The 23389-nt window shown below is 63.8% G+C and carries 27 protein-coding genes; 24 read left to right on the top strand and 3 right to left on the bottom strand.

Going from position 1 to position 23389, the window contains the following annotated elements; translation table 11 throughout:
* The first annotated feature begins 209 nt into the window (after positions 1–209).
* The 19 genes from H4W01_RS19370 to H4W01_RS19285 all read left to right on the top strand — a co-directional run bounded on the left by H4W01_RS19370 (position 210) and on the right by H4W01_RS19285 (position 17451).
* Positions 210–1448, top strand: coding sequence for a hypothetical protein (locus tag H4W01_RS19370; RefSeq protein ID WP_281822825.1), 1239 nt, complete (start codon positions 210–212; stop codon positions 1446–1448).
* A gap of 171 nt (positions 1449–1619) precedes the next feature.
* The gene (atpD, locus tag H4W01_RS19365; RefSeq protein WP_209612888.1) at positions 1620–3038 is read left to right on the top strand and encodes a F0F1 ATP synthase subunit beta; all 1419 of its coding nucleotides are present in this window, start codon (positions 1620–1622) and stop codon (positions 3036–3038) included.
* The gene (locus H4W01_RS19360) at positions 3035–3445 is read left to right on the top strand and encodes a F0F1 ATP synthase subunit epsilon (RefSeq protein ID WP_209612887.1); all 411 of its coding nucleotides are present in this window, start codon (positions 3035–3037) and stop codon (positions 3443–3445) included. Before atpD ends, H4W01_RS19360 begins: the two co-directional genes overlap by 4 nt.
* Positions 3442–3723: an AtpZ/AtpI family protein gene (locus tag H4W01_RS19355; protein WP_119749661.1), complete on the top strand. Its 282-nt coding sequence runs from the start codon at positions 3442–3444 to the stop codon at positions 3721–3723. The genes H4W01_RS19360 and H4W01_RS19355 overlap by 4 nt, the downstream gene beginning before the upstream one ends.
* Before the next feature lie 106 nt (positions 3724–3829).
* Entirely contained in the window at positions 3830–3985 is a 156-nt protein-coding gene (locus H4W01_RS22915; protein ID WP_334685366.1) for an N-ATPase subunit AtpR, read from the top strand.
* On the top strand, positions 3982–4686 hold the full coding sequence (locus H4W01_RS19345; RefSeq protein WP_209612886.1) for a F0F1 ATP synthase subunit A: 705 nt from the start codon (positions 3982–3984) through the stop codon (positions 4684–4686). Before H4W01_RS22915 ends, H4W01_RS19345 begins: the two co-directional genes overlap by 4 nt.
* Positions 4683–4925 carry a F0F1 ATP synthase subunit C gene (locus H4W01_RS19340; RefSeq protein WP_010405656.1) on the top strand — a complete coding sequence of 81 codons (243 nt, stop codon included), beginning with the start codon at positions 4683–4685 and terminating at the stop codon, positions 4923–4925. The genes H4W01_RS19345 and H4W01_RS19340 overlap by 4 nt, the downstream gene beginning before the upstream one ends.
* Position 4926: 1 nt before the next feature.
* Complete coding sequence (locus tag H4W01_RS19335; protein ID WP_209612885.1) at positions 4927–5679, top strand: hypothetical protein; 753 nt, start codon at positions 4927–4929, stop codon at positions 5677–5679.
* A complete protein-coding gene (locus H4W01_RS19330; RefSeq protein ID WP_209612884.1) occupies positions 5660–7180 on the top strand; it encodes a F0F1 ATP synthase subunit alpha in 1521 nt (506 codons plus the stop codon). Before H4W01_RS19335 ends, H4W01_RS19330 begins: the two co-directional genes overlap by 20 nt.
* Positions 7177–8043 carry a F0F1 ATP synthase subunit gamma gene (locus tag H4W01_RS19325; protein WP_209612883.1) on the top strand — a complete coding sequence of 289 codons (867 nt, stop codon included), beginning with the start codon at positions 7177–7179 and terminating at the stop codon, positions 8041–8043. The genes H4W01_RS19330 and H4W01_RS19325 overlap by 4 nt, the downstream gene beginning before the upstream one ends.
* A 212-nt stretch (positions 8044–8255) precedes the next feature.
* Positions 8256–10637, top strand: coding sequence for a phosphoketolase family protein (locus H4W01_RS19320; protein ID WP_209613474.1), 2382 nt, complete (start codon positions 8256–8258; stop codon positions 10635–10637).
* Positions 10638–10795: 158 nt separating this feature from the next.
* Complete coding sequence (locus H4W01_RS19315) at positions 10796–12556, top strand: PHA/PHB synthase family protein (RefSeq protein WP_209612882.1); 1761 nt, start codon at positions 10796–10798, stop codon at positions 12554–12556.
* 3 nt (positions 12557–12559) lie between these two features.
* Positions 12560–13981, top strand: a complete 1422-nt coding sequence (locus H4W01_RS19310) for a bifunctional enoyl-CoA hydratase/phosphate acetyltransferase (RefSeq protein ID WP_209612881.1) — start codon at positions 12560–12562, stop codon at positions 13979–13981.
* Positions 13978–15174, top strand: coding sequence for an acetate/propionate family kinase (locus tag H4W01_RS19305; protein ID WP_209612880.1), 1197 nt, complete (start codon positions 13978–13980; stop codon positions 15172–15174). The genes H4W01_RS19310 and H4W01_RS19305 overlap by 4 nt, the downstream gene beginning before the upstream one ends.
* Complete coding sequence (gene fabI / locus H4W01_RS19300; protein WP_209612879.1) at positions 15171–15944, top strand: enoyl-ACP reductase FabI; 774 nt, start codon at positions 15171–15173, stop codon at positions 15942–15944. The genes H4W01_RS19305 and fabI overlap by 4 nt, the downstream gene beginning before the upstream one ends.
* A complete protein-coding gene (locus H4W01_RS22910; protein ID WP_313912398.1) occupies positions 15941–16069 on the top strand; it encodes a hypothetical protein in 129 nt (42 codons plus the stop codon). The genes fabI and H4W01_RS22910 overlap by 4 nt, the downstream gene beginning before the upstream one ends.
* Before the next feature lie 254 nt (positions 16070–16323).
* Positions 16324–16602, top strand: a complete 279-nt coding sequence (locus H4W01_RS19295) for a hypothetical protein (protein WP_209612878.1) — start codon at positions 16324–16326, stop codon at positions 16600–16602.
* Positions 16599–17066 (top strand): hypothetical protein, encoded by a 468-nt coding sequence (locus H4W01_RS19290; RefSeq protein ID WP_313912397.1) that lies wholly within the window; start codon positions 16599–16601, stop codon positions 17064–17066. Before H4W01_RS19295 ends, H4W01_RS19290 begins: the two co-directional genes overlap by 4 nt.
* Before the next feature lie 115 nt (positions 17067–17181).
* A complete protein-coding gene (locus tag H4W01_RS19285) occupies positions 17182–17451 on the top strand; it encodes a hypothetical protein (RefSeq protein WP_209612877.1) in 270 nt (89 codons plus the stop codon).
* 20 nt (positions 17452–17471) lie between these two features.
* Here the strand turns inward: H4W01_RS19285 and H4W01_RS19280 are convergent, their stop codons facing one another.
* Positions 17472–18767 carry a hypothetical protein gene (locus tag H4W01_RS19280; RefSeq protein WP_209613472.1) on the bottom strand — a complete coding sequence of 432 codons (1296 nt, stop codon included), beginning with the start codon at positions 18765–18767 and terminating at the stop codon, positions 17472–17474.
* A gap of 201 nt (positions 18768–18968) precedes the next feature.
* Between H4W01_RS19280 and H4W01_RS22905 the strand changes: the two genes are divergently transcribed.
* Positions 18969–19871 (top strand): lytic transglycosylase domain-containing protein, encoded by a 903-nt coding sequence (locus H4W01_RS22905; protein ID WP_334685364.1) that lies wholly within the window; start codon positions 18969–18971, stop codon positions 19869–19871.
* 10 nt (positions 19872–19881) lie between these two features.
* Here H4W01_RS22905 and H4W01_RS19270 read toward each other — a convergent pair whose 3' ends face one another.
* Together H4W01_RS19270 and H4W01_RS19265 are read right to left on the bottom strand one after the other, a co-directional pair.
* On the bottom strand, positions 19882–20412 hold the full coding sequence (locus H4W01_RS19270) for a helix-turn-helix domain-containing protein (protein WP_209612876.1): 531 nt from the start codon (positions 20410–20412) through the stop codon (positions 19882–19884).
* Between the two features lie 104 nt (positions 20413–20516).
* Positions 20517–20978 carry a hypothetical protein gene (locus H4W01_RS19265; RefSeq protein WP_209612875.1) on the bottom strand — a complete coding sequence of 154 codons (462 nt, stop codon included), beginning with the start codon at positions 20976–20978 and terminating at the stop codon, positions 20517–20519.
* A 370-nt stretch (positions 20979–21348) separates the two neighbouring features.
* On the opposite strand from H4W01_RS19265, the gene H4W01_RS19260 reads away from it, so the two are divergent.
* From H4W01_RS19260 to H4W01_RS19245, 4 genes are read left to right on the top strand one after another with little or no spacing between them, the layout of a single operon-like run.
* The gene (locus H4W01_RS19260) at positions 21349–21669 is read left to right on the top strand and encodes a TrbC/VirB2 family protein (RefSeq protein WP_209612874.1); all 321 of its coding nucleotides are present in this window, start codon (positions 21349–21351) and stop codon (positions 21667–21669) included.
* Positions 21670–21727: 58 nt separating this feature from the next.
* Entirely contained in the window at positions 21728–22018 is a 291-nt protein-coding gene (gene traL, locus H4W01_RS19255) for a type IV conjugative transfer system protein TraL (protein ID WP_209612873.1), read from the top strand.
* A gap of 1 nt (position 22019) precedes the next feature.
* Positions 22020–22586 carry a type IV conjugative transfer system protein TraE gene (locus H4W01_RS19250; RefSeq protein WP_209612872.1) on the top strand — a complete coding sequence of 189 codons (567 nt, stop codon included), beginning with the start codon at positions 22020–22022 and terminating at the stop codon, positions 22584–22586.
* Positions 22586–23389: a type-F conjugative transfer system secretin TraK gene (locus tag H4W01_RS19245; protein ID WP_209612871.1), complete on the top strand. Its 804-nt coding sequence runs from the start codon at positions 22586–22588 to the stop codon at positions 23387–23389. Before H4W01_RS19250 ends, H4W01_RS19245 begins: the two co-directional genes overlap by 1 nt.

The following is a 23389-nucleotide window of genomic DNA, read 5'->3' as shown; positions in this document are numbered from 1 at the left end:
GGCCTTTTGCGTCATCACGCGGCGGGCGAGGTCGTCGTCGCTCACGTGAAATGAAATTTGCATGAGCCAAAGAAGGATCAGGCTATGTCGCTGGGTCCCGTCGCTATTCCAGGGAACGCGATAGCGTGCCGAGCCTAGAGGAAACCAGGATCTCAAGCCTGCAGAACGGATGTCTGGAATGCGTGTGTCTGACCTTGGATCGCCTCGCCTTGAGCGACGCGCTCATCTTGGAGACGGGCGATCTGGCGATGGGGGCGTCATTTCTGGAAACGCGCCCGCATCTGTTTTCGGACGTGGCGGTGTTCATCAATGCATCCCAGCTCGCCGGGATGCGGCGCATCATCGCCGCGATCGAGACGGTCGCGCGCCACCCGGATTATCTGGCCGCCACCATGGACTGGGCGCCCCCGAGTGCTCGACAGGACTTTGGTCCGCACGGCGTCTTCATGGGCTATGACTTCCATCTGAGCGAGCGCGGCCCGGCCCTGATCGAAATAAATACCAATGCTGGCGGAGCAATGTTGAATGCCGTGCTCGCGCGGGCACAACGAGTCTGCTGCCCTTCCGAGTCGACAGATTTTCTTGGCGCAGATTCGTTCGAGGCCGTGGTCGCGGCCATGTTCTCGAAGGAATGGCGCTATCAACGCGGCAGCGGCGAACCGGTCTCCATCGCCATCGTCGATGACGATCCCGTATCGCAATATCTGTTTCCCGAATTTCTGCTGACCCGCCATATGCTGGAGCGGGCCGGCCATAGCGTCTGCATCGCCGATCCTTCTGAATTCGACTATGCGTCCGGCACTCTCCGCTATGGGGACCGGAATGTGGATCTCATCTACAACCGGCTCGTCGATTTCTCGCTCGATCGACCCGAGCACTCGGCATTGCGAGCGGCATATCTTGACGGCTCGGTGGTCGTAACGCCCAATCCCCATGTCCACGCGAAATTCGCGGACAAGCGCAATCTCACCCTGCTGTCCGACACCGCGCTGCTGCGGGAATGGGGTTTCGACCAGGCAATAGTCGACACGCTTGATACCGGCATTCCGGCAACCGAACGGGTCGACGAGGCTTCCGCCAAGCGGCTTTGGGCCGGCCGCAGGCAATTCTTCTTCAAGCCAGCGGGAGGCTATGGAAGCAAAGCGGCGTATCGTGGCGACAAGCTGACGAAATCGGTATGGGCCGAGATACTGGAGAGCGACTACGTCGCCCAAGCCTATGTGCGGCCAAGCGAGCGGACCATCCGGCTGGATGGAGAGATGGTCAAGCGCAAGATCGACGTCCGTCTCTACACCTATGATGGGGAGCCGCTTGTTGCCGCTGCACGACTATATCAGGGCCAAACCACCAATATGCGCACCGCCGGTGGTGGTTTCGCGCCGGTGCTGCTGACGGGCGGCGGCGATCCGTCGCAGGACTGCGACAGGTGCGCCACCGGCGAGGCGTGAGCCGGACAGAGCATCGGAATTGGCGTCCTGGAATTCGGGACGCATCAAACTTCGCCAGACCGGTTTGCATGAGCGATCCGGCGAAGCCGCGGCGCAGAGACGAGCATCCGTATTGTCCCGCATATCGATGGCGCCCGATCTCGCTTTAGCTCCCGTTATGAGAAGCTTGAGATGAGCAGCGCGGCAACCGACATCGATAAGGCGAGCGGACGCGTCTGCGCGATCCGCGGTCCCGTGCTCGACGTGGAATTTGCCGCCGGCTCGCTCCCGCCAGTCAACGATGCGCTGCGCATCGCAACCCCAACGGGAATGCACATCGCCGAGGTGCAGAGCCATGTCGACGCGCGGACCGTCCGAGCGGTCGCACTCCAGACCACCAGCGGACTCGCGCGCGGCGTCCACGTCGAGGCCACGGGTGCGGCGATCATGGTCCCGGTCGGCGATGCGGTCCTGGGCCGCCTGCTCGATGCCACCGGCGTCCTCGGCGACGGTGGGGCAGCGCTTCCCGTGGACGTTCCGCTTCGCCCAATCCATCGCCAACCGCCGCCACTCGATGTCCAGAGCACAGCGACGACGATGTTCGAGACCGGGATCAAGGTGATCGATCTGCTTGCGCCGCTCGCGCAGGGCGGCAAAGCGGCGATGTTCGGCGGCGCCGGGGTTGGCAAGACCGTGCTGGTGATGGAACTGATCAACGCCATGGTCGCGCGCTACGAGGGCGTGTCTGTCTTTGCGGGTATCGGCGAGCGCTCGCGCGAAGGGCATGAACTGCTCACCGACATGCGCACGTCCGGCGTGATCGCGAAGACCGTGCTGGTCTTCGGACAGATGAATGAGCCGCCGGGCGCGCGCTGGCGGGTCGGTCTGACCGCGCTTACCATCGCCGAATATTTTCGCGACGAGCAGAAGCGCAATGTGCTGCTGTTGATGGATAATGTCTTCCGCTTCGTCCAGGCGGGCAGCGAAGTCTCGGGACTCTTGGGCCGGATGCCGTCGCGGGTGGGCTATCAGCCGACGCTTGCGAGCGAAGTCGCGGCGCTCCAGGAGCGGATCGCCTCGGTTGCGGGAGCATCGGTGACCGCGATTGAAGCGGTCTATGTGCCCGCCGATGATTTCACCGATCCGGCCGTGACGGCGATCTCGGCGCATCTCGACAGCAATGTGCTCCTGTCGCGCAGCATGGCCGCGGAGGGCATGTACCCGGCGATCGATCCGCTTGCGTCAACCTCGATCCTGCTCGATCCGCTGGTCGTGGGCGAGAACCATTATGCGCTGGCCCAAAAAGTCCGCGAGACGATAGCCCATTATCGCGAGCTGCAGGACATCATCGCGCTGCTCGGCATGGAGGAGCTGGGACAGGAGGATCGGCTAATCGTTGGTCGTGCCCGCCGGCTCCAGCGCTTCCTGACGCAGCCTTTTGTCGTAACGCAGGCGTTTACAGGCCAGCCCGGACGATCCGTGCCGCTTCACGCCACGCTCGAAGGCGTGCGCGCCATCCTCGCCGGCGAGACCGACGATTGGCCCGAAAGCGCCTTCTATATGGTCGGAGACCTGGAAGAGGCACGCGGCAAGGTGGGGCCCAGGCCATGAGGCTGCGCATCACTGATCCCACCGCGATCATGGTCGACCGAGAGGTCGCTGCGATCCGCGCGGAGGATGCCACGGGGAGCTTTGGCATCCTGAACGGCCACGCCGATTTCCTGACCGCGCTCGACATCTCGGTCGTCTCCTGGCGCGACATGGAAGGTCGCGCCGGCTACTGCGCGGTGCGCAACGGCATTCTGACGGTGAGTGGCGGCAAGGAGGTCGAGATCGCGACGCGCGAGGCGCATGTCGGCGACGATCTCGACGAACTCGAGACGGTAGTGCTTAGGGGTTACCGGGAGCGCGGCGACGCCGAACGCAGCGGCCGCACCGCTGCGACGCGGCTGCGCATGCGCGCGATCCGGCGCATGGTCGAGGCGCTGCAGGGCGGGCCGGCGGAGATCGGTCTATGACCGAGGATCTGCCACCCGAGCAGGAACGGCTCGTGGACGCCGTCAAACAGCGCGCCGAACGTCGACGCAGGGCGCGGGGATTGCCCTCTTTTGCGCGCAATTTCGGCCAGATTGGTGTGCTTGGCTGGCAGGTCGTCGTGCCGGCGCTGATCGCGCTCGCGATCGGGCGCTGGCTCGACCATCGGCTGTCCAGCGGCATCTTCTGGACCGCGCCGCTGCTGATCCTGGGCGTGAGCCTGGGCTGCTGGTCGGCCTGGAAGTGGATCGGGCGGCAATGACGCCCTGGGCCGTCCTCCTGTTTCTGCTGCTCGGCGCCGCTGCCGGAACAGCACATTACCTCGCTATCGCGAAGGATGCTGACCTGCTCGTCCATGGCGATCGCTCATGCTGTCGCTCGGCCTGCGGCTCGGCCGGATGCTTCTGACGCTCGGCGTGCTGCTCGTTGCCGCAAGGCAGGGCTGGGGGGACCTACTTGCGGCTGCGGCCGGGTTCATGGCGGCGCGACAGGTCGTGCTCCACCGACTGGGAGCGGTGTCATGAAGATCGCCTCGCCGCTCGAAAGCCATATTCTGTTCACGATCGGACCGGTTCCGATCAGCCAGCCGGTCGTCACGACATGGGGCATCATGGCGGTGCTGACGATTGGCTGTTGGTTACTGACCCGGCGGCTCGGTCTTCGTCCCACCAAGACCCAGGCGGCGCTGGAACTGGTGGTCGATGTGATCGCGCGCCAGATTCGCGAGACGATGGAAGCGGAACCCCAGCCCTATCTGCCTTTGATCGGGACGCTTTTCATCTTCCTGCTGGTCGCAAACTGGTCATCGCTCTTGCCGGGCGTCGAACCGCCTACGGCGGCCCTTGAAACCGATGCGGCGCTGGCCTTGATCGTGTTCGGCGCGACGCTCTGGTTCGGTGTCCGGGCGCTTGGCGCGCGCGGTTATCTGCGCAGTTTCGCGCAGCCGTCGATTCTGCTCGCGCCGCTCAATCTCGTTGAACTGTTTACCCGCAGCTTCTCCCTGATGGTGCGCCTGTTCGGCAATGTCATGAGCGGCGTGTTCATGATCGGCGTCGTGCTGAGCCTTGCGGGGTTGCTCGTACCGATCCCGCTAATGGCGCTCGAGATGCTGACAGGAGCCGTCCAGGCCTACATCTTCGGCGCGCTCGCAATGGTCTTTATCGGCAGCGCCATCAGCGAAGCGAACCCATCCCCGAAAGCGCCGAACCACGAGGTCTCTTCATGAACTGGATCCACATCGTCAGCATCCTCGGCGCGGCGTTCGCCATCGCCATCGGCGCGATCGCGCCGGCACTCGCCCAGGGCAAGGCGGTCGCCGCAGCGATGGATGCGATCGCCCGCCAGCCAGAGGCGGCGAACACCGTCTCGCGCACCCTGTTCGTCGGCCTGGCCATGATCGAGACGATGGCGATCTATTGTCTCGTGATCGCGCTGCTGCTGCTCTTCGCCAATCCCTTCGCCTGACATGCGTATCGACTGGTGGACGCTGGCGCTGCAGGCGATCAACGTCGTCATCCTCGTCTGGCTGCTCGCACGCTTTCTGTTTCGTCCGGTGATGGGGGCTATCGCCGCGCGCCAGACCGCTATGGACCAGCTGCTCGCCGATGCGGAGTCTGCAAAGGCAGCTGCGCTCAAGCAGGAAGCGGACCTCAAGGCGCAGAGCGACGCCTTCGCCGCCGATGGAGACGCACGCCGGACAGATTTGCTGGCCAGCATAGAGGCCGAGCGCAGCCGCCTCCTGGATGCGGCCAGGACCGAGACCGATGCAAAAGCGAAGCTGGCGCTTGCTTCTGTCGAGGACGCGCAAAAGGGCATGGCGATACAGCTAGAGGAAAAAGCGGCGGTGCTCGCGGGACAGATGGCGTCTGCGTTGCTGCACCGGCTACCGGCCGGGGCCACCACCGATATGATGTTCGCTGCCCTGCTCGAACGGATCGAACGCCTGCCGATCGAGGAACGCCGGGCCCTGGCCGGTGACGCTCCTCTCGCCATCGTGACGCCGGCCGCGCTCGATGGGGAGGCCCAGGCGCGGTGCGTGCAAAAGCTCGCAGAGGCGCTGCCGGGGCTTGCAGCACCGACTTTCACCGTCGATCCCGCGCTGATTGCCGGGTTCGAGCTCCATGGACCGCACATGCTCGTCCGCAACAGCTGGCGAGCCGATCTCGACACGCAGCTGGCGGCACTCAAGGAGGACGATCATGCCGGGCTCCGCGGATGAATGGCTTGCCCGGGCCGCGACGCGCGTGGCCGCGGCGGAAATCGGCGCACAGGTCCGCCAGATCGGCCGCGTCGAATCCATCGGCGATGGCGTAGCGCTGGTCTCGGGTTTGGCGGAGGCCCGGCTCGACGAATTGCTGCAGTTTGCCGGAGGTCAGGCGGGCTTCGTACAAACGCTCGACCGCGATCGCATCGGCTGCGTGATGCTCGAGGATGCTGACAGCATCGAGGCGGGGGACATCGTCTCGGGCACCGGCGCAGTGGTGCGCACGCAAGTGGGGCGGGGACTGCTCGGCCGTATCGTCGATCCACTCGGCCGGCCACTCGACGGCGGGCCGGCGATCGTCGCCGAGCGGTTCGAGCCGGTGGAGCGTCCCGCGCCGTCGATTATCGAGCGCGACCTCGTCGTTCAGCCGGTGCAGACCGGGATATTGGTCATCGACGCGATGTTCGCGCTCGGCCGCGGCCAGCGCGAGCTGATCCTGGGCGACCGCGCGACCGGCAAGACCGCGCTCGCCGTCGATGCGATCATCAACCAGCGGTCGAGCGACATGATATGCATCTATGTCGCGATCGGCCAGAAATCCTCCAGTGTCGCGCGCGTGATCGATCAGGTGCGCCGCCATGGCGCGCCGGAACGCTGCATCTTCGTGGTCGCGAGCCCGGCTTCCGCACCGGGGTTGCAATGGGTCGCGCCATTTGCCGCGTTCACCATGGCGGAATATTTCCGCGATCAGGGCGGTCATGCGCTCGTCGTGCTCGACGACCTCACCAGGCATGCCGCCACGCACCGCGAGATCGCGCTGCTGACCGGCCAGCCGCCCGGACGCGAGGCCTATCCGGGCGACGTTTTCTACCTCCATTCGCGGCTGCTGGAGCGCGCCGCCCGGATGTCGCCCGAAAAGGGCGGCGGTTCGCTCACGGCGCTGCCGATTGCGGAGACCGATGCCGGCAATGTCAGCGCCTATATCCCGACCAACCTGATCTCGATCACCGACGGGCAGATCGTGCTCGACACCCGGTTGTTCGCCGAAGGCCACAAACCCGCGGTCGATGTCGGCACCAGCGTCAGCCGCGTAGGCGGCAAGACGCAGGCCCGGGCGTTGCGGGACGCGAGCGGCACGATGCGGCTCGACTATGCCCAGTTCCTCGAGCTCGAGATGTTCACCCGCTTCGGCGAGCAGCCGGAGCCGCGCGTGAAGGCCCAGATCGAGCGTGGCAGGCGGCTGCGCGCATTGCTCGCCCAGCCGCGCTTCGAGCCTCTGCGGGTCGTGGATCAGGTGGCGCTGGCGATCGCGCTCACCGAGGGCCTCCTGGATGCCGTGGCGATCCCCGACATCGCTGCGATCCGCGCGGCGCTGCCGTCATGGCTCGATGCCAATGCGTCCGCTCTCGTCGGGCAGGTCGAGGATAAGGGGACAATGGATGCGGACTTGCGCGCCGCATTGTTGGCGGCCCTACAGCGGATGAACGCCGGCTCCAGCGCCGGCGCCGCGATATGAGCGATCGTCTGGCCGATGTAGGGCGACGGATTGCAACGGTGCGGCAACTCGGTGCGGTGGTCAATGCGATGCGCGGCATCGCCGGCGCCCGTGCCCAGCAGGGCCGCGCGTTGTTGCCCGCGATCCGCGCCTATGCCGCGACGGCGGGTCATGCGATTGGGAAGGCGCGGCAGCTACAAACAGGATCTTCTGCACCCCCGCTGAACACCCCAAAGGGCAAGGCCGGTCTTATCGTCTTCGGCGCGGAGCAGGGGTTCGCGGGCGCCTTTCCAGAGCAGATATTGAACGCAGCTGCGAGCGATTCCCAAGTGGCGCACATCTTCCTCGTCGGCGACCGTGCCGCCGCGCTTGCTGCCGAGCGGTCACTGCCCGTCGCTTGGGCCACCAGCCTTCCCAGTCGCGCCGCTGCGCTTGCCGATATGGCAACCGAGCTGCTCGCCGCCCTCTACGACTATGTGGCCGTGGCCGGCGCGGTCCCGGTCGCAATGATCTATCCGGTCTGGACGGCAGGGCATGGTGCATCGGTCGTCCGCCGTAGTCTCTTGCCGCTCGATCCCGACATGTTTCCGCCGGAACCGACGGGGTCGATACCCCTGATTAATCTGCCCGCCGGCGACCTCGTCGAGCGCTTGGCCCAGGAATATGTCTTCGCCCAGTTATGCGAAGCGGCCACCGAGGCGTTCGCCGCTGAAAACGAGGCTCGCATGGCGACGATGGCTGCCGCGAAAACCAATATCGACGCCAGACTCCAGGCGCTTGAACGCGAGGAACGGCTGACGCGCCAGGAGGAAATCACCGCCGAGGTGGTTGAACTCGCGGCCGGAGCACGCGCACGCGGCCGAACCCGGACGGTATCGGAGTAGGGCTCTGAGTTGACGCCGGTGGCGACGTGATTGCCTTGCAGACTGTGCGGCACTGCCATCCGTATCAATACGCATGTTGCGAGCGGCCTGCGCCATTCATGGGTGCGCAAGCCGTTCGAGCGCTGCGCGGTGGCGCATCAGCGTTCCGGCAAACACCCGCTCCGGCTCGGCGGCCGGGAACGCATGCCCTTTCAGTTTCAGGAAGAATGACCATGGACCCGCAGCCCGAGGCGACTGGCCAGCCACTCTCCAGCGATGAGATCGGCCTGATCCACGCTTGGTGGCGCGCCGCCAATTATCTCTCGGTTGGCCAGATTTATCTGCTCGATAATCCACTGCTCCGCGAACCGCTCAAGATGGATCACGTCAAGCCGCGGCTCCTTGGACACTGGGGTACGACCCCCGGGCTCAACTTCCTCTATGTGCACCTCAACCGTGTCATCAAGGCGCGCGGTCTCAATGCGCTCTTCATCGCCGGGCCTGGTCATGGCGCACCGGGTGTCGTCGCCAACACATGGCTCGAGGGCACCTATAGCGAGGTCTATCCTGCCATCGGTCCGGACGAAGATGGCCTGCGCCAGCTATTCCGGCAATTTTCCTTCCCTGGCGGCATTCCCAGTCATGCGTCACCCGATACGCCCGGTTCAATCCATGAAGGTGGTGAACTGGGCTATTCGCTTCTGCATGCGTTTGGCGCCGCCTTCGACAATCCCGATCTGATCGTTGCTTGCGTCGTCGGCGACGGCGAAGCGGAGACCGGGCCGCTTGCGACCTCGTGGCACAGCAACAAGTTCCTCAATCCCGCGACCGACGGGGCCGTCCTGCCAATCCTGCATCTCAACGGGTACAAGATCGCAAGCCCGACTGTCCTTGCGCGCATTTCGCACACTGAGCTCGACGCGCTGTTTCGCGGTTATGGCTACCTGCCGATCTTCGTCGACGGCGAGGAGCCGGACGCGATGCATCAGGCGATGGCGGCCGCGCTCCACGAGGCGGTCGATCGGATACACGCGATCCAGAAAGCCGCGCGCGAGGGCGGAATCACGACGCGTCCGCTCTGGCCGATGATCGTCCTGCGCAGCCTGAAGGGCTGGACCGGGCCCAAGATCGTCGACGGGCAGAAGAGCGAAGGCTTCTGGCGCGCCCACCAGGTCCCCTTCACGATGGACAGGCCCGAGCATCTTGGGCTGCTCGAGGAATGGATGCGCAGCTACCATCCGGAAGAACTGTTCGATAATGGCGGGCGGCTTCGACCCGAAATCGCGGCCCTGGCACCGGCGGGCGACAGGCGGATGAGTGCTAATCCGCATGCCAATGGCGGGGCTCTGATGCGCCCGCTCCGCCTCCCTGACTTCGCTTCCTACGCGGTGCCGGTCTCGCATGCCGGCCAGAGCGACGGCGAGGCGACCCAGGTGATGGGCAAGTTCCTGCGCGACGTGATGCGGGAGAACGCCCAGGCCCGCAACTTCCGCGTTTTCGGTCCGGACGAGACGGCATCCAACCGGTTGCAGACGATCTTCGAAGCCACCGACCGCAGCTGGGACGCGGAGACGATTGCGGACGATGTCCATCTCGATCCCAGCGGACGCGTCATGGAGGTGCTGAGCGAACATTGCTGCCAGGGATGGCTGGAGGGCTATCTGCTGACGGGCCGCCACGGCCTGTTTTCCTGCTACGAGGCGTTCATCCACATCGTCGATTCGATGGTCAACCAGCACGCCAAATGGCTAAAGACGGCAAAAGAGGTGCCTTGGCGTCGGCCGATCGCTTCGCTCAATTATCTGCTGACGTCTCATGTCTGGCGCCAGGATCATAATGGCTTCAGCCATCAGGATCCCGGATTTGTCGATCATGTCGTCAACAAGAAGGCTGACATCGTGCGGGTCTACTTTCCGCCCGACGCCAATACCCTCCTTTATGTCACCGACCATTGCCTGCGCAGTTGGGACCGAATCAACGTCATCGTCGCCGGCAAGCAGCCTTCGCCCCAGTGGCTCGACATGGATGCGGCGATCAAGCACTGCACGCGCGGCATAGGTATCTGGGATTGGGCCAGCAACGACCGCAGCGGGGAGCCGGATGTCGTCATGGCGTGTGCTGGCGACGTTCCAACGCTGGAGACACTAGCCGCGGTCAGCCTGTTGCGCGTGCAGCTCCCCGAGCTCAAGGTCCGCGTCGTCAACGTCGTCGATCTGATGACCTTGCAGCCCAACAGCCAGCACCCTCATGGGCTCAGCGACAGCGCGTTCGACGCGCTCTTCACGACGGATAAGCCGGTAATCTTCGCCTATCATGGTTATCCGGCACTGATTCATCGGCTCACCTACAAGCGCACCAACCACCAGAATATCCACGTCCACGGGTTCGAAGAGGAGGGCTCGACGACGACGCCTTTCGACATGGTGGTCCGCAACCATCTCGACCGCTTCCATCTCATGGGGAAGGTTATCGACCACGTCGAGCTGCCCGATAGCGCGGCCGCCTACGCCAAGCAGACGATCGATGATGAACTGGTCGAGCACAAGCGGTACATTGCGGCACACGGGATCGATATGCCTGCCGTTCGCGACTGGCGGTGGCCCTCCGGAGCCTGACGGGTCACCGAGACGGGCGGGTTGGGAGAGCCGCGCCTCGGGAGACATGGCCGTCATTCTGCGTGTGCGCCCGTCAAAGGACAAGCATCTGGGGACATTACGTAATGTTGTTTCGAGGCATGCCGGGCATGCCGCGACGTCCCACGGAGAAACGCTGCATGATCGATACGTCCGCAGACTGTGCCAAGTGCGACCCGCTCGATGGCATCGCCCAGACGCTCGACCATGCCTCGGCCGCGGTGATCGCGCAGATGACCTCCGGCCTGTCGCCGGTGACGATGCTGCAAGCCTGGCTGGACTGGTGTGCCCACCTCGCCATTTCGCCGGGCAGGCGACTGCAGCTTGTCGGCAAGGCGGGCCGCAAGGTCCAGCGGATCGCCGACTATGCGACGCGGCGTGTAGGAGAGGGCGATGCCGCGCCGGCGATCGAGCCGCTGCCGCAGGACAGGCGTTTTGCCGATCCGGCCTGGCGCGGGTTCCCTTTCGACCTGATCTCGCAATCCTTCCTCCTGACCCAGCAATGGTGGCACGCCGCGACCACCGGGATCAGCGGCGTGTCCAGGCATCACGAAGAGATGGTTGCGTTTGCCGCGCGCCAAATGCTGGATGTGGTCGCGCCCACCAACTTCCTCGCGACCAATCCCGTGCTCCAGCGCAAGATCGTCGAAACCGGCGGCCAATGCCTGATCGAGGGTGCGAAGCATTGGATGGAGGATGCGGAGCGCCGTGCTCGAGGCGAGCCGCCCGTGGGGACGGAGGCGTTCCGCCCCGGCGAGACGGTGGCGATCACGCCCGGCAAGGTGGTCTTCCGTAACGCGCTGATGGAGCTCATCCAATTTGCGCCGACGACCGGGACGGTTCGCCCCGAGCCGGTCCTCATCGTGCCCGCCTGGATCATGAAATATTACATTCTCGACCTGTCGCCTGAGAACTCGCTGATCCGCTGGTTGGTGGCCGAAGGCTATACCGTGTTCGTCCTGTCCTGGCATAATCCGCAGAGCGCGGACCGCGACCTCGATATCGACGCCTATCGCCGCCTCGGGCCGATGGCGGCGCTCGACGCGGTCATAGCGATCACAGGCTCGGACAAGGTCCACGGCGTTGGCTATTGTCTCGGCGGAACGCTGCTGGCGATCACGGCGGCCGCCATGGCCCGCGACGGCGACGAGCGCTTCGCATCGCTCAGCCTGTTCGCGGCGCAGACCGAGTTCAGCGAGCCGGGCGAGCTTGGCCTGTTCATCGACGAGGCGCAGCTCAACCTGCTCGACAATATGATGTGGAGCCGCGGCTATCTCGACAGTAGCCAGATGGGCGGCGCCTTCCAGATATTGCGGTCCAACGACCTGATCTGGTCCCAGATCCTGGGCACCTATCTGATGGGCGAGCGCGAGCCCATGACCGACCTGATGGCGTGGAATGCGGACGGCACCCGCATGCCCTACGCCATGCACAGCGAATATCTGCGCGCGCTCTTTCTCGACGACGATCTGGCCGAAGGCCGGTTCAAGGTCGACGGGCGCACGATTACGCTCTCGTCGCTGCGGCAGCCGATCTTCGTGGTGGGGACCGAGCGCGATCACGTCGCGCCGTGGCAGTCGGTCCACAAGCTGCACTGGCTAAGCAGCGCCGAAATCCGCTTCGTCCTGACCAGCGGCGGCCACAATGCCGGCATCGTGTCCGAGCCCGGGCATCGCCACCGCAGCTATCATGTCGCGACCCGCGTCCTCGACGGCCCCGCGCTCGATCCGGACGATTGGCTGGACCAGGCCGAGGCGCGCGAGGGACCGTGGTGGACGGACTGGGTGGCATGGCTCGGCGATCATTCCGGCGCGCCGCAGGCCCCGCCGCCGATGGGTAATCCGGACAGGGGCCTCGCAGCGCTCTGCGACGCGCCAGGCCATTATGTGCTGGAGCGCTGAGCAATGAGCAGCCTCGAAATGATCGAGAACCGGACCTTCGACGAGATCGTCGTGGGCGAGACGGCGAGCGTGACGCGGACCTTGGGCGAACAGGACATCCAGTTGTTCGCCTTGGTCTCGGGCGACGTCAATCCGGCGCATCTCGATGCCGAATATGCCGCCGGCGACATGTTCGGGCGGGTGATCGCGCACGGCCTATGGGGTGGTGGTCTGATCTCCGCCGTGCTCGGCACGCAGCTTCCTGGGCCCGGCGCGATCTATCTGAGCCAAAGCCTTCGGTTCAAGCGGCCCGTAGGGCTGGGGGACACGATCATCGCGTCGGTCACGGTACGCGAGAAACGCGCCGAACATCATATCGTCATCTTCGACTGTCGCTGCGTCAACCAGGCCGGCGAGGAGGTGATCAACGGCGAGGCCGAGGTCAAGGCGCCGACCGAGAAAGTGAGGCGCCCGCGCATGGCGCTGCCCGATATCCAGCTCTCCGATCATGACGGCTTTCGCCGGTTGATCGAGATGACGAGAAGCGTCGAGCCCGTTCCCACGGCGATCGCACATCCCTGCACCGCAGCCGCGATCCTGGCTGCGACAGCCGCTGCCGAAGCCGGCCTGATCGTGCCGATCCTGATCGGCCCCGAGGCTCGCATCCGTGCGGCTGCCAAGGACGCCGGCAAGGATATCGGTGCCTTCCGCCTGATCGATGTGCCCCACAGCCATGCCGCCGCGGAGCGTGCGGTCGAACTGGTCCGCTCGGGCGAAGCACTGCTGCTGATGAAGGGATCGCTGCACACCGACGAACTTATGGGTGCTGTCGTTCCGGCTGCGACGGGCCTGCGAACCGAGCGCCGCATCAGCCATGCCTATCTGCTGGACGTCCCCGGGCATCCAGCGCCGCTCATCATCACCGACGCGGCGATCAACATCGAGCCGAGCCTGGAAGACAAGGCCGATATCATCCGTAATGCGATCGACCTCGCGCATGTCATCGGCATCGCCTGTCCGAAGGTCGCGATCTTGTCGGCCGTGGAGACGGTCAATCCGGCGATCCGCTCGACGCTCGATGCGGCCGCCTTGTGCAAGATGGCCGATCGCGGACAGATCGTCGGGGGCGTCCTTGACGGTCCACTCGCCTTCGACAACGCGATCAGCGAGAAGGCGGCAAAGGACAAGGGCATCGTCTCCCCCGTTGCAGGGCGCGCCGAAGTCCTCGTCGTTCCTAATCTGGAAGCCGGCAACATGCTCGCCAAGCAGCTCACCTTCCTCGGCGGCGCCGACGCTGCCGGCGTGGTGCTGGGCGCGCGCGTGCCCATCATCCTGACCAGCCGGGCGGATTCGCTGCGGACCAGCCTGGCGTCCTGCGCCGTCGCGGTCCTGCTGGCGCGCGCCGCTCCCAAGGCGACGCCCGGCCCGATTGCGAGCCCGGCATGAAGGCGATCGTCAGCCTCAATGCCGGCTCGTCGAGCATCAAGTTCGCGCTCTATCGCTTGTCGGGCGGACAGCTCGACTTCGATGCGGGTGGCAAGATCGAGGCGATCGGCTCCAGCCCCCGGCTAATCGCGCGCGACGCGGGCGGCGAGACCATCGTCGAAAAGACGTGGCCGGGCGGGGACGCACTCTCCCACGAGAATCTGCTCGAGGACCTCTTTGCCTGGGCCGCAACCCAATTGGGAGACCGCAAGGTCACCGCGATCGGCCATCGTATCGTCCATGGCGGCGTTCGCTTCGCCGCGCCGCAGATCATCGATGATACTTTGCTGGATGCGCTCGACGCCCTTATCCCACTGGCGCCGCTCCATCAGCCGCATAACCTCGCCGCGGTCCGGGCCTTGCGTGTGCTGGCGCCTTTGCTCCCGCAGATCGCCTGCTTCGATACCGCGTTTCACCATGGCATGCCGCCATTGGCGACGCGCCTGCCGATTCCGCGCGCCTTTCACGGCCAGGGCGTGCGCCGGTATGGCTTTCACGGTCTGTCCTATGAATATATCGCGGGCCGCCTCCGCGAGATCGACCCTGCACTGGCCGCAGGCCGCGTCATCGCGGCGCACCTCGGCAACGGCGCGAGCATGTGCGCAATGCGTGCCGGCGCGAGCGTCGATACGACCATGGGCTTCACGGCGCTTGATGGATTGATGATGGGCACGCGCTCGGGCGCGATCGACCCCGGCGTGGTGCTTCATCTTCAGACTCAGCTCGGTATGGCCACACAGGCGGTGGAGACGTTGCTCTACGAGCAGTCGGGCCTACTCGGTGTGTCCGGGATTTCAGGCGACATGCGTACGTTGCATGCAAGCGACGCGCCGGAAGCGCAGGAGGCGGTCGCCCTCTTCGTCCAGCAAGCCGGCCGCCAAGCCGCCGCTCTCATCCCCGCGCTTGGCGGTCTCGACGGTCTCGTCTTCACCGCCGGCATTGGCGAGAATGATTCGATGATCCGGGCCGCGATTTGCGAGCGCTTGGCCTGGGCTGGGGTGATGCTTGATCCCGATGCCAATGCGACGAACGCGCCTGTCATCAGCGCGCCGGACAGCAGGGTGATCGTACGCGTCATCCCAACAGACGAGGAACGCGTGATCGCCGATCATGTCGTCGCGCTTCTCGGACCTGATACAGGGGCTCAGCTATGAAGCCGCTCGTCGACCTTTCGGGCAAGCGCGGGCTGATTGTCGGGATCGCCAACGAAAGCAGTATTGCGGCCGGGTGCGCGGAGGCCTTTGCACATTGTGGTGCGCGGTTGGCCGCAACGTATCTCAACGAGAAGGCGAAAAGCCATGTCGCCCCGGTCGCCGAACGGCTCGGCATCGAGTGGATGGCACCATGCGACGTGCGGGTTCCGGGCGAACTGGAAGCGCTGTTCGAACAGGTCAGATCGCACTGGGGCGGGCTCGACTTCGTGCTGCACTCGATCGCCTATGCGCCACGCGAGGATCTTCATGGCCGCGTCGTCGACAGTTCGGCCGAGGGCTTTGCGACGGCGATGGACGTATCGTGCCACAGCTTCCTGCGCATGGCACGGCTTTCCGAACCGCTGATGACCGATGGCGGCTGTCTGCTTTGTGTCACCTTCTACGGCTCGGAACGGGTCGTGGAGAATTACAACCTGATGGGGCCGGTGAAGGCTGCCCTGGAAAGTGCGACGCGCTATGTGGCGGCGGAGCTCGGGCCCAAGGGCATCCGGGCGCATGCGATCTCGCCCGGACCGATCGCGACGCGCGCGGCAAGCGGCCTGGAAAGATTCGACGAACTGCTTGAACGCGCCGCCGCCAGCGCCCCGGCCCGCCACCGCGTCGATATCGCAGATGTCGGCGCATTGGCCGCGTTTCTGGTGAGCGACGCAGCTCACCGCATCACCGGCACGATCATCCCGGTCGATGGTGGTCAGCACTTGCTGGCATGACGGTCGTCGACAGTGAGGCGGGCATTTGCCGGACTATCGATGCGCCGCCGGCCGATCAGTTGTCGAAAATGGTGCCGGCGCAGCCGTCGGTTCCGTTGGAAGTGAACGATGCCGCAGCTCCATGAGGGATCATTCCTCGGGCTGCGTATTAGAAATTAGGCGCTGGAGGCTACATGGAGGATCTGGATCCGTTGTTGGCGCTCCTGAGGAGCGGTCGCGATCATTCTAAAGAGGCTGCGATAGCCGTCACCCTTTTCGAGGCGCTGATCCGCCGCGCAGGATCCACGGCATCGGACAGGCGCCGTACCGTGCGAGGCCTCAGGGAATTGCGGCGCACCGCCTTTTTGTCGATCGGCTTTGGTTGCTAGGGAGCGAGACTATGGAGGCGACCGTTCTGGTGATTATACACCAAGGCGCGGAGTTCATTACGATCCACGACAACCATGCGGCGGCGCACACCGCTCTCGTGGATTTCGTCGTCAGTCGATGGCCCGAACAGCTCGGGGAAAGGCCCGCCGTGATGGCTGCGCGAGAAGAAGACCATATCGAGCGATTCTTCGCTGCGGAGGAAGACTTTTATATCATCGCCGAGACGGAATTGGACGACCTCGAGGCGCAGCTCGAGTCGCTTTGTCGAGGTAAATGTGCCAATTTTTGAGCGAACCCGTCGCGGCGCCGCTCCAGGCGGTAAGGCGCCTGGCCCTGGGGCATAGAGAAATGTTCGAGTGCCTCATTCTCGGCGACAGCATCGGTGTAGGTACGGCGCAAGCGATCAACGCGCGGGCTGCCTTGCACTGCGACGTCATGGCCGTGGAGCGCGCGTCGGCTAAGCAGATCCGGGCATGGCGCAAACCGGCCAAGAACTACGGTATGACCATCATGGCAATTGGCTCCAACGACCCACCAGGACGGACATTGCAGCGCGGTCTCGCCGAAATCAGGCGACGCATCAGCACGCGGCGCGTGATTTGGCTGCTGCCACATTCTCGGCCTGCGGCCTATGCGGTGGCTTCGGTAGCACTCATATTCGGCGACGAGACGCTGGATCTGGGTCGGTTTCCGACGCGAGATCGGGTTCACCCCCTTCGCTATGGTGACGTGGCCAGCGCATTGTTAAAATGAGGTTGTTACATCAGTCAGGTCAGCCGTGTTGCCGTTTCGGCGATCGCCTGCGGCGGAATCGATCCTCGAATGAGAACGTCGAGGCATTGCGCGTGTGGAGATTGGAGTTTTGCCTATGACAGCTCTGTCTCAAACAGAGATCGCCAACTGGCTCGCGCTATACGCAGCGGCAGGTGTGTGTTGCGGCCTGGCCGTGATACTGTCTGTCGCGACGTCAATCTATGATCTGTATCGCGAACGGGCCTGGCTCGGGCTGAAGTCGACAGGGGATGTGCTGCGCTTTCTGCCAAGAACCTGGTGGCGTTGGCAGAAGAGCTACTTGTTATCGACGCCTGTGACGCTGCTCATCGTCGGATCATTCGCCGCGACGCTGACTTGGACCTGACGGCTGCGGCCGTCCTCGCTTCAACCCAGCAGCGCGTCGGACAGGATCCTGCCGACATGTCCAGCTTCCAGATCCTCCGGCGTGATACAGACGACGGGGGCGATCTGCGCCATTCTCGGATGGGTGGCGGCCTTGGAGGCCAGGTACTCCTCATTGGAAAATCCCATCGCCTCGACGATGAGCGTCCGGATTTCGCCTGTGCGCCGCGAGCGCGCCTCAAGCATGAAATCAGGTCGGCAAGAGCCGAGCGGCGTTAGCCTGTCGAATACCGGTTTCTCGATCGCAATGTCGACGCCTCCACGGTCGAAGGCGTAACGCGCACCGAGAAGCGCCCGCAACATGCTTCGCTCAAATTCTGAATCGACGGGGATGAAGCGGTTGCCGGAGAAAACGGGCTGAGCATAGGCCCTCAAAGGCGCATAGCCATGTGCCTCGGGATATTCGCCGATCACCACGATAACGAGAAAGGGGCCCTTGATGTGATTGCCCCGTACCGATGGGGACTGAATTCGGTTTGCGACGGAAATCGGATCCGACCCTGCTGGAAAGATCGTCGATCCGCGGAACCCCTTTGCGAAGACCGTCAGAAAGCCCTGGGGCGCATGCCCGCGAGGCCATGTTGGGGCCAGCTCGCGGATGCCAGCGTAAGCGCGCTTGCTGTGGAGAGCCTTGGCGTGTGTCCACAGTGCCCGGCCGAGTTCGATGCCTGGCGCGATCTCGATCTTTCCCGCCGCAGCGGTCAACGCTTCGAATTCATGTGTGATCGAGCGGTCGGGCGGCTCCTCTGAGATCGGCGCGGAGAGATTGAGACCGGAGACGTTCAAAAGGCGCCAGAGCAGCCGCGCCAACCTCGGCAGGGAAGCGTTCCGAGTACGATCGTCGCTGCTGTCTTCGTCCGGACGCTGAGCGAGTTTCTCGGGAGCGGGCCGAAGGACCTCGAAGTAGCCGACGGGCGGATCGGCCGGAGTTTCGGGATTGCGGACCTCGCTGATGCGGTTGGTCGCCTGGTCACGAAAAAAGGGGCAGGTTGGAAGGTGTTCGGCGCGCTTCGAGCCAGTAAGCCGGCGCAGATAGTAGGTTTCTGCCTCTGACAGGAATGCCGGCGTGAGCATCGGGGGCTCGCGATCGCTGCCAAGGCAGTCGCAAGCGATCCATTTCTCGCCGATGCGAGCCTGTTGGACAAGCATGATGCCCGCCTCTTCGTCCGGCCGGGAGCCTTCGCCGGCGTACCAGCGCACTAGCGCGGCCCGAAGTGGGCCGGGGAGGGGGATACGGGCTTTGCCAAGCCCGTCGCTATGGCGATCGATCAACCACATGAACGAGCCTGTCGAAGCGGGATTTCGCATCATGCTCGCCGAGTGCTGGTGGATTGACAATCCTCATTCGCTTGATCTCAACTTTTCAGAACAGTCGCTTTGGAGGTCGGGATGCGATCACTTTTAGTGGGATGTGCGGTGCTGCTTGTCGCGAGCGCGACGGGAGGTCAGGCAGCTGCACAAGCAGTCAGGCCGGTGAGAGTGGCCCAGGTCATTTCGATGTCGGGGGTTGCCTCGCCATTGATGCCTCCCGAAGCGGCCGAGGAGCAGCATGAAGCGGGAAGCAAGGCAGACACCTCCGTTGCGCCCGGGACCGGCAAGCTCGACGCCGCCTTTCGCGTGCATGACTTGAGTCGTCGCTGGGTTGAATTTGAGATGAAGAGCAGCTTTCTCTCCTCGACCGGGACGGCGATGGCGCCCACCATCGACGATGATCCGTTCGCTCATGTCGGGATTGCGCGGTTCGAAGCCGACCCGCGAGCAGCCGCGGTTCCGCTGGCGCCACCAATATCTGTCCCGGGGTGGATGAGGGGCGGTCTGGCCTTCGCGGCCGCCGCGTCGAGTTACCGTTCGGGCTGTGGGACAAGTGCATATCGACCTGCCGGTTTCCTCAGCGCGGCCGCCGAAAACAGGCGGTTCGGCTATTATGGCCTGATGAGCGGCATTGCTTGCGAGTACGGAATCCCGACCGGGCTCTTCGACGCTATGATCATCCGGGAAAGCGGCTATCAGCCGTCGATCTACTCACCAAAGAACGCCTTCGGCCTGACGCAGCTTATGGCAGACACGGCCGAGGGACTGGGCGTCAATCGCTACGATATCGAGCAGAACCTGCGCGGCGGAGCCAAGTATCTTCGACAGCAACTGGACCGGTTCGGCCAGGTGCATCTGGCGTTGGCGGCTTACAATGCAGGCCCTGGAAGGGTGCGCAACGGTGTCCTGCCGCGGATCGCTGAGACGCAGGCATATGTCGACAACGTGCTTTTGAATTGGCAGCGGCTGGCCGGCCTGGAAACGACCGTAGCGGGCCAAAGCATTGCCGTGCGGCCCCCCGCCGGGTGGCGGGCCAAGACAGGTCGTTCAGCCACGGTTTCGATGTTTTAGGGCGGCTGGCTCAGAGCCCGATTCGGCTTGTTTCGCTGAGGACGGCCCGGCGGGCCATGATTTTTGTTACCTCCTTTACCAGCTTTTCGACGACTGCCTCTTTAAGGGGAGCGGCCCACTCGCGCCGAATCTCCGTACCGTCGATGCCCTCAATTTCGTCGAGAGCCTGGATGAGCATGGAGGGCAGGCCGCTGAAGAGTTCGGACAGCATAGCGAGCAGCGTCGCAAAGCGTTCATCGTGAACGATCTTCTGATCGATGGCGGATTCGACGCTGATGATCGCCAGGATTATGCTGATGTCCAAGGCGCTCAGGATCGTCTGAAACTCAACGAGGGACAGGCTCGGTCTTTTTGCGGGGTCACTATGCAGCAGCAGGCCGAGTCGGCTCTTGCTTATGCCCGTCTTCAGGGCGAGCTCGCGGATATGCAGGCCTCGCTCGGCCATCGCTTGCTGGATCAGCGGGATATAGTCACGGGGCTCAACATCGGTCAGATGATGAGCGTCGTCCGTTCCCGCCGCACTCCTGGCAAGGGATGACATAACACTGCCCCCGATTGTAAAGGTCGGTTAAGTCGAGCAGATCACAGGGTCCAGAAATTGGCAAGATATTGTGAATCCGAAGCAATGCAAACGACTAAGGTTAATTACCTAAGAGGGACGACATTTCCGGCGTTCGTTTCGCCCGCGGGCGATTCATCTCCATTTTGGAGGTTTTCTCCCAACCCGGCGCGATCCAGTACCTGAGCGGCCCGTTTCTCGGCCACATAGTCGAATAGCAGGACCGATATCGCATCTGCGAGCGTCATGTTCGATCCCAGTCTCTGGCCGAGACGTGCGCGGGCCTCGTCCAGGCTCTCCGCGCTGGTCTTACGAATGTTGAGGTTTATCCGGATATCGCCTGAGGTCGGGACCACCCGGAGGTGCTTTCGGAGCGTTTCGGGCTTAAGCTCGTCGCTGTAAGTGCTTGAAGCTGCGCGAGAATCAATGAGGCTCTCGAGTGTTGCGTAGACCAGCGTTTCGTTAGAGCGAAGGCGCAGACTCTCGGTCGACAGACGGAAGAGGTCCGTAGAAATATCCAGAACGTAATTGCGGGTGTCCGCACTCATGTTCGTGTTCCTACCCGTCGATCCCCGCGCCAACGTACATCCGTCGAGCAGCCCAGTGTAACGATAGGCAAAAAGGCGAGTCGCTTCGAGTCCAAACAGCGACTCGGCGAATAATGTCGGGCTTCGATTTGCGAGATCTGGCTGTCCCGCGATTGGGACATCGTGTCCGCGCGTTTGGGACGCGGCGTCCCGGAACGCCGGACGGCGTGTCCCGGAATGAAGGACGAGTCGTCCCGAAATCGCTGACAAGCCTATATTTTTCGTTTGATTCTGATCGGTCCTCGGAGCGCATTGTTGCCCGCCGTGTTTGGCGGCCCCCACTCTTCACTCGGGCGCGGATCCGTCGCGTTCGATTTGAAGGGAAACTCTCATGCAGTCTGTCGCCAAGTACAGCGGTCGTGCGGAGCTGGCGATCCTCGCCCTCGTCGCACTGGCATTCGCGCTTCTCCTTTTCGCTGGCCCGGCGTTCGCCGGCGCCGATACGACTTTCGATACGGCCCTGACGAAGTTCACGGACTTCCTCGAAGGGTCGGGTGGCAAGATCATCACCGTCCTCTCTTTGGCCGGCGGCATCGTGGCGCTCGCGTCGGGGCGCTTCTCGATGGGCCAGATCGCGATCCCGGTCGGCGTGGGCGTCGGCGCGGGGACGGGCATTCCAATCGTCACCTCCACGGTAACGGCAACGATCTGACGAGTCCGATGGTCGGTCGGAATAGCAGTTCCGGCCGGCTCTTGGAGGGGGTGGTGCAATGGCCGCGGACAAGTATGTCATACCGTCTCATCTAGACGACCCGGAGCTAATCGGGCTGTGGACGCTAGATGAATTCCTGGCGATGGTCATCCCATTCGTCTGGGGAATCCTGTCTCAGCATATCCTTCTCGGCATGTTGCTTGCGGGCGCAGGCTGGTGGGGATTGAAGAAGGCTAAGGCAGGTCGGGCGACTTCCTGGCTGCTTCACATGGCTTATTGGCATCTTCCTGCCGGTTTCACCGGGATGAAGGCCACACCACCCTCGTACCTTCGACTGATGGCGGGGTAAGATGGAGATCTCCTACACGCACGCGCAAAGCCAGCGCGTTCTCCGGCAGCGCAACCTGCTGGTGCTGGTGGCAGCCGGGCTCGGCACTTTGTCGGCGATCCTGCTCCTGGTTACAGCGACGCGGGATCGGGAGGTCATCCTGCAACCCGTACTCGGCTCAGCGTTGACGGTGAATAGCGCCGGCGTGTCGCGGGAGTATCTGGAGCTGATCACACGCGATACCGCGGTGCTCACGCTCGACCGCAGCCCAGCCAATCTCGAATATTGGATGAAGTCGGTCCTCGATATCACGGCGCCAAGTGCGCAGGGGCGGATCCGGGCGGACCTGATGAAGATCGTGAACGAGCAGCGCGGCTCGTCGATCTCGCAGTTCTTCACAATCCAGACGATGGAAATCGACCCAAAGAATCTGTGGTCCACCGTCACGGGAGACCTGCACACGATCGTCGGCAACAAGGTTGTGTCGAACGAGCGACGGACCTTCCGCTTCGATTGGCAATATTCCGGACTGTCCCTGAAGCTCGTCGGCTTCGGCATGGTGACGACCGGCAAGGAAAAGGATCAGTGATGTCGGTCTTTGCCATCGGCAGCGCCGCGATCGGTGCCGTCTTCCTCTCCCGCTTTTACTGCCTCTTGAGCCGGTGCATCGGCGCGGCACTGCTGGTGATGAGCTTCATGATCACCGCTGCGCCCGCCTGGGCGGACCAGACGGTGATGGCCGCAGACGGCAGCCAGGTCGATTGTGCCGCGTCCGCCAAGGATCTGACCCGGATCAGTCTCGTCGAGGATGAGTTCGCCTCGGTGTCGAAGATCTCGACCGGCAATCCGCAGGACGATTTCTCGGTCGTGAACGAGCCGGTGCGAGGCGACATCTACCTGTCGGTGCCCGAGGGCTTCGGACGCCAGTCCCTTTCGTTTTTTGCGACCAGCAAGCGGGGCTACGTCTACAAGTTTGTGTGCCGTATTGCCGGCGAGCAAGCCGTCCAGGTGTTCATATCGAACCCCGCGATCGCGAAGGACAAGGCGGGAGAGGCGACGCCGCAGACGGCTGCAGTGAATCCGCAGGACGGCGCGGTCGAACTCGTGCAGGCGATGTATTCGAACCAGGTCGTCGACGGGTACGAGATGCGCCAGCGGGCGCTTCGGCCGGTCTATGTCGGCAACCTCAAGGTCCAGATGATCGCCGAATATCGCGGCGCTGAGTTCACCGGGCGCGTGCTGCGCATCGAAAACAAGGGTGCCGCGCCAGTCACGCTGACCGAAGCGACGGTGGCGCCGAGCAGCGCGCTCGCCGTGTCGATCGCGGAGCCAAAGCTCGATCCCGGGAAGGTCACGACGGCCTACCTCGTCTCGCAAAACGGGAGGCAATGA

The sequence above is a fragment of the Sphingomonas sp. PL20 genome, assembly GCF_017875905.1.
Lineage (GTDB): Bacteria > Pseudomonadota > Alphaproteobacteria > Sphingomonadales > Sphingomonadaceae > Sphingomonas > Sphingomonas echinoides.
This window is presented reverse-complemented; position numbering and strand designations above follow the sequence as displayed.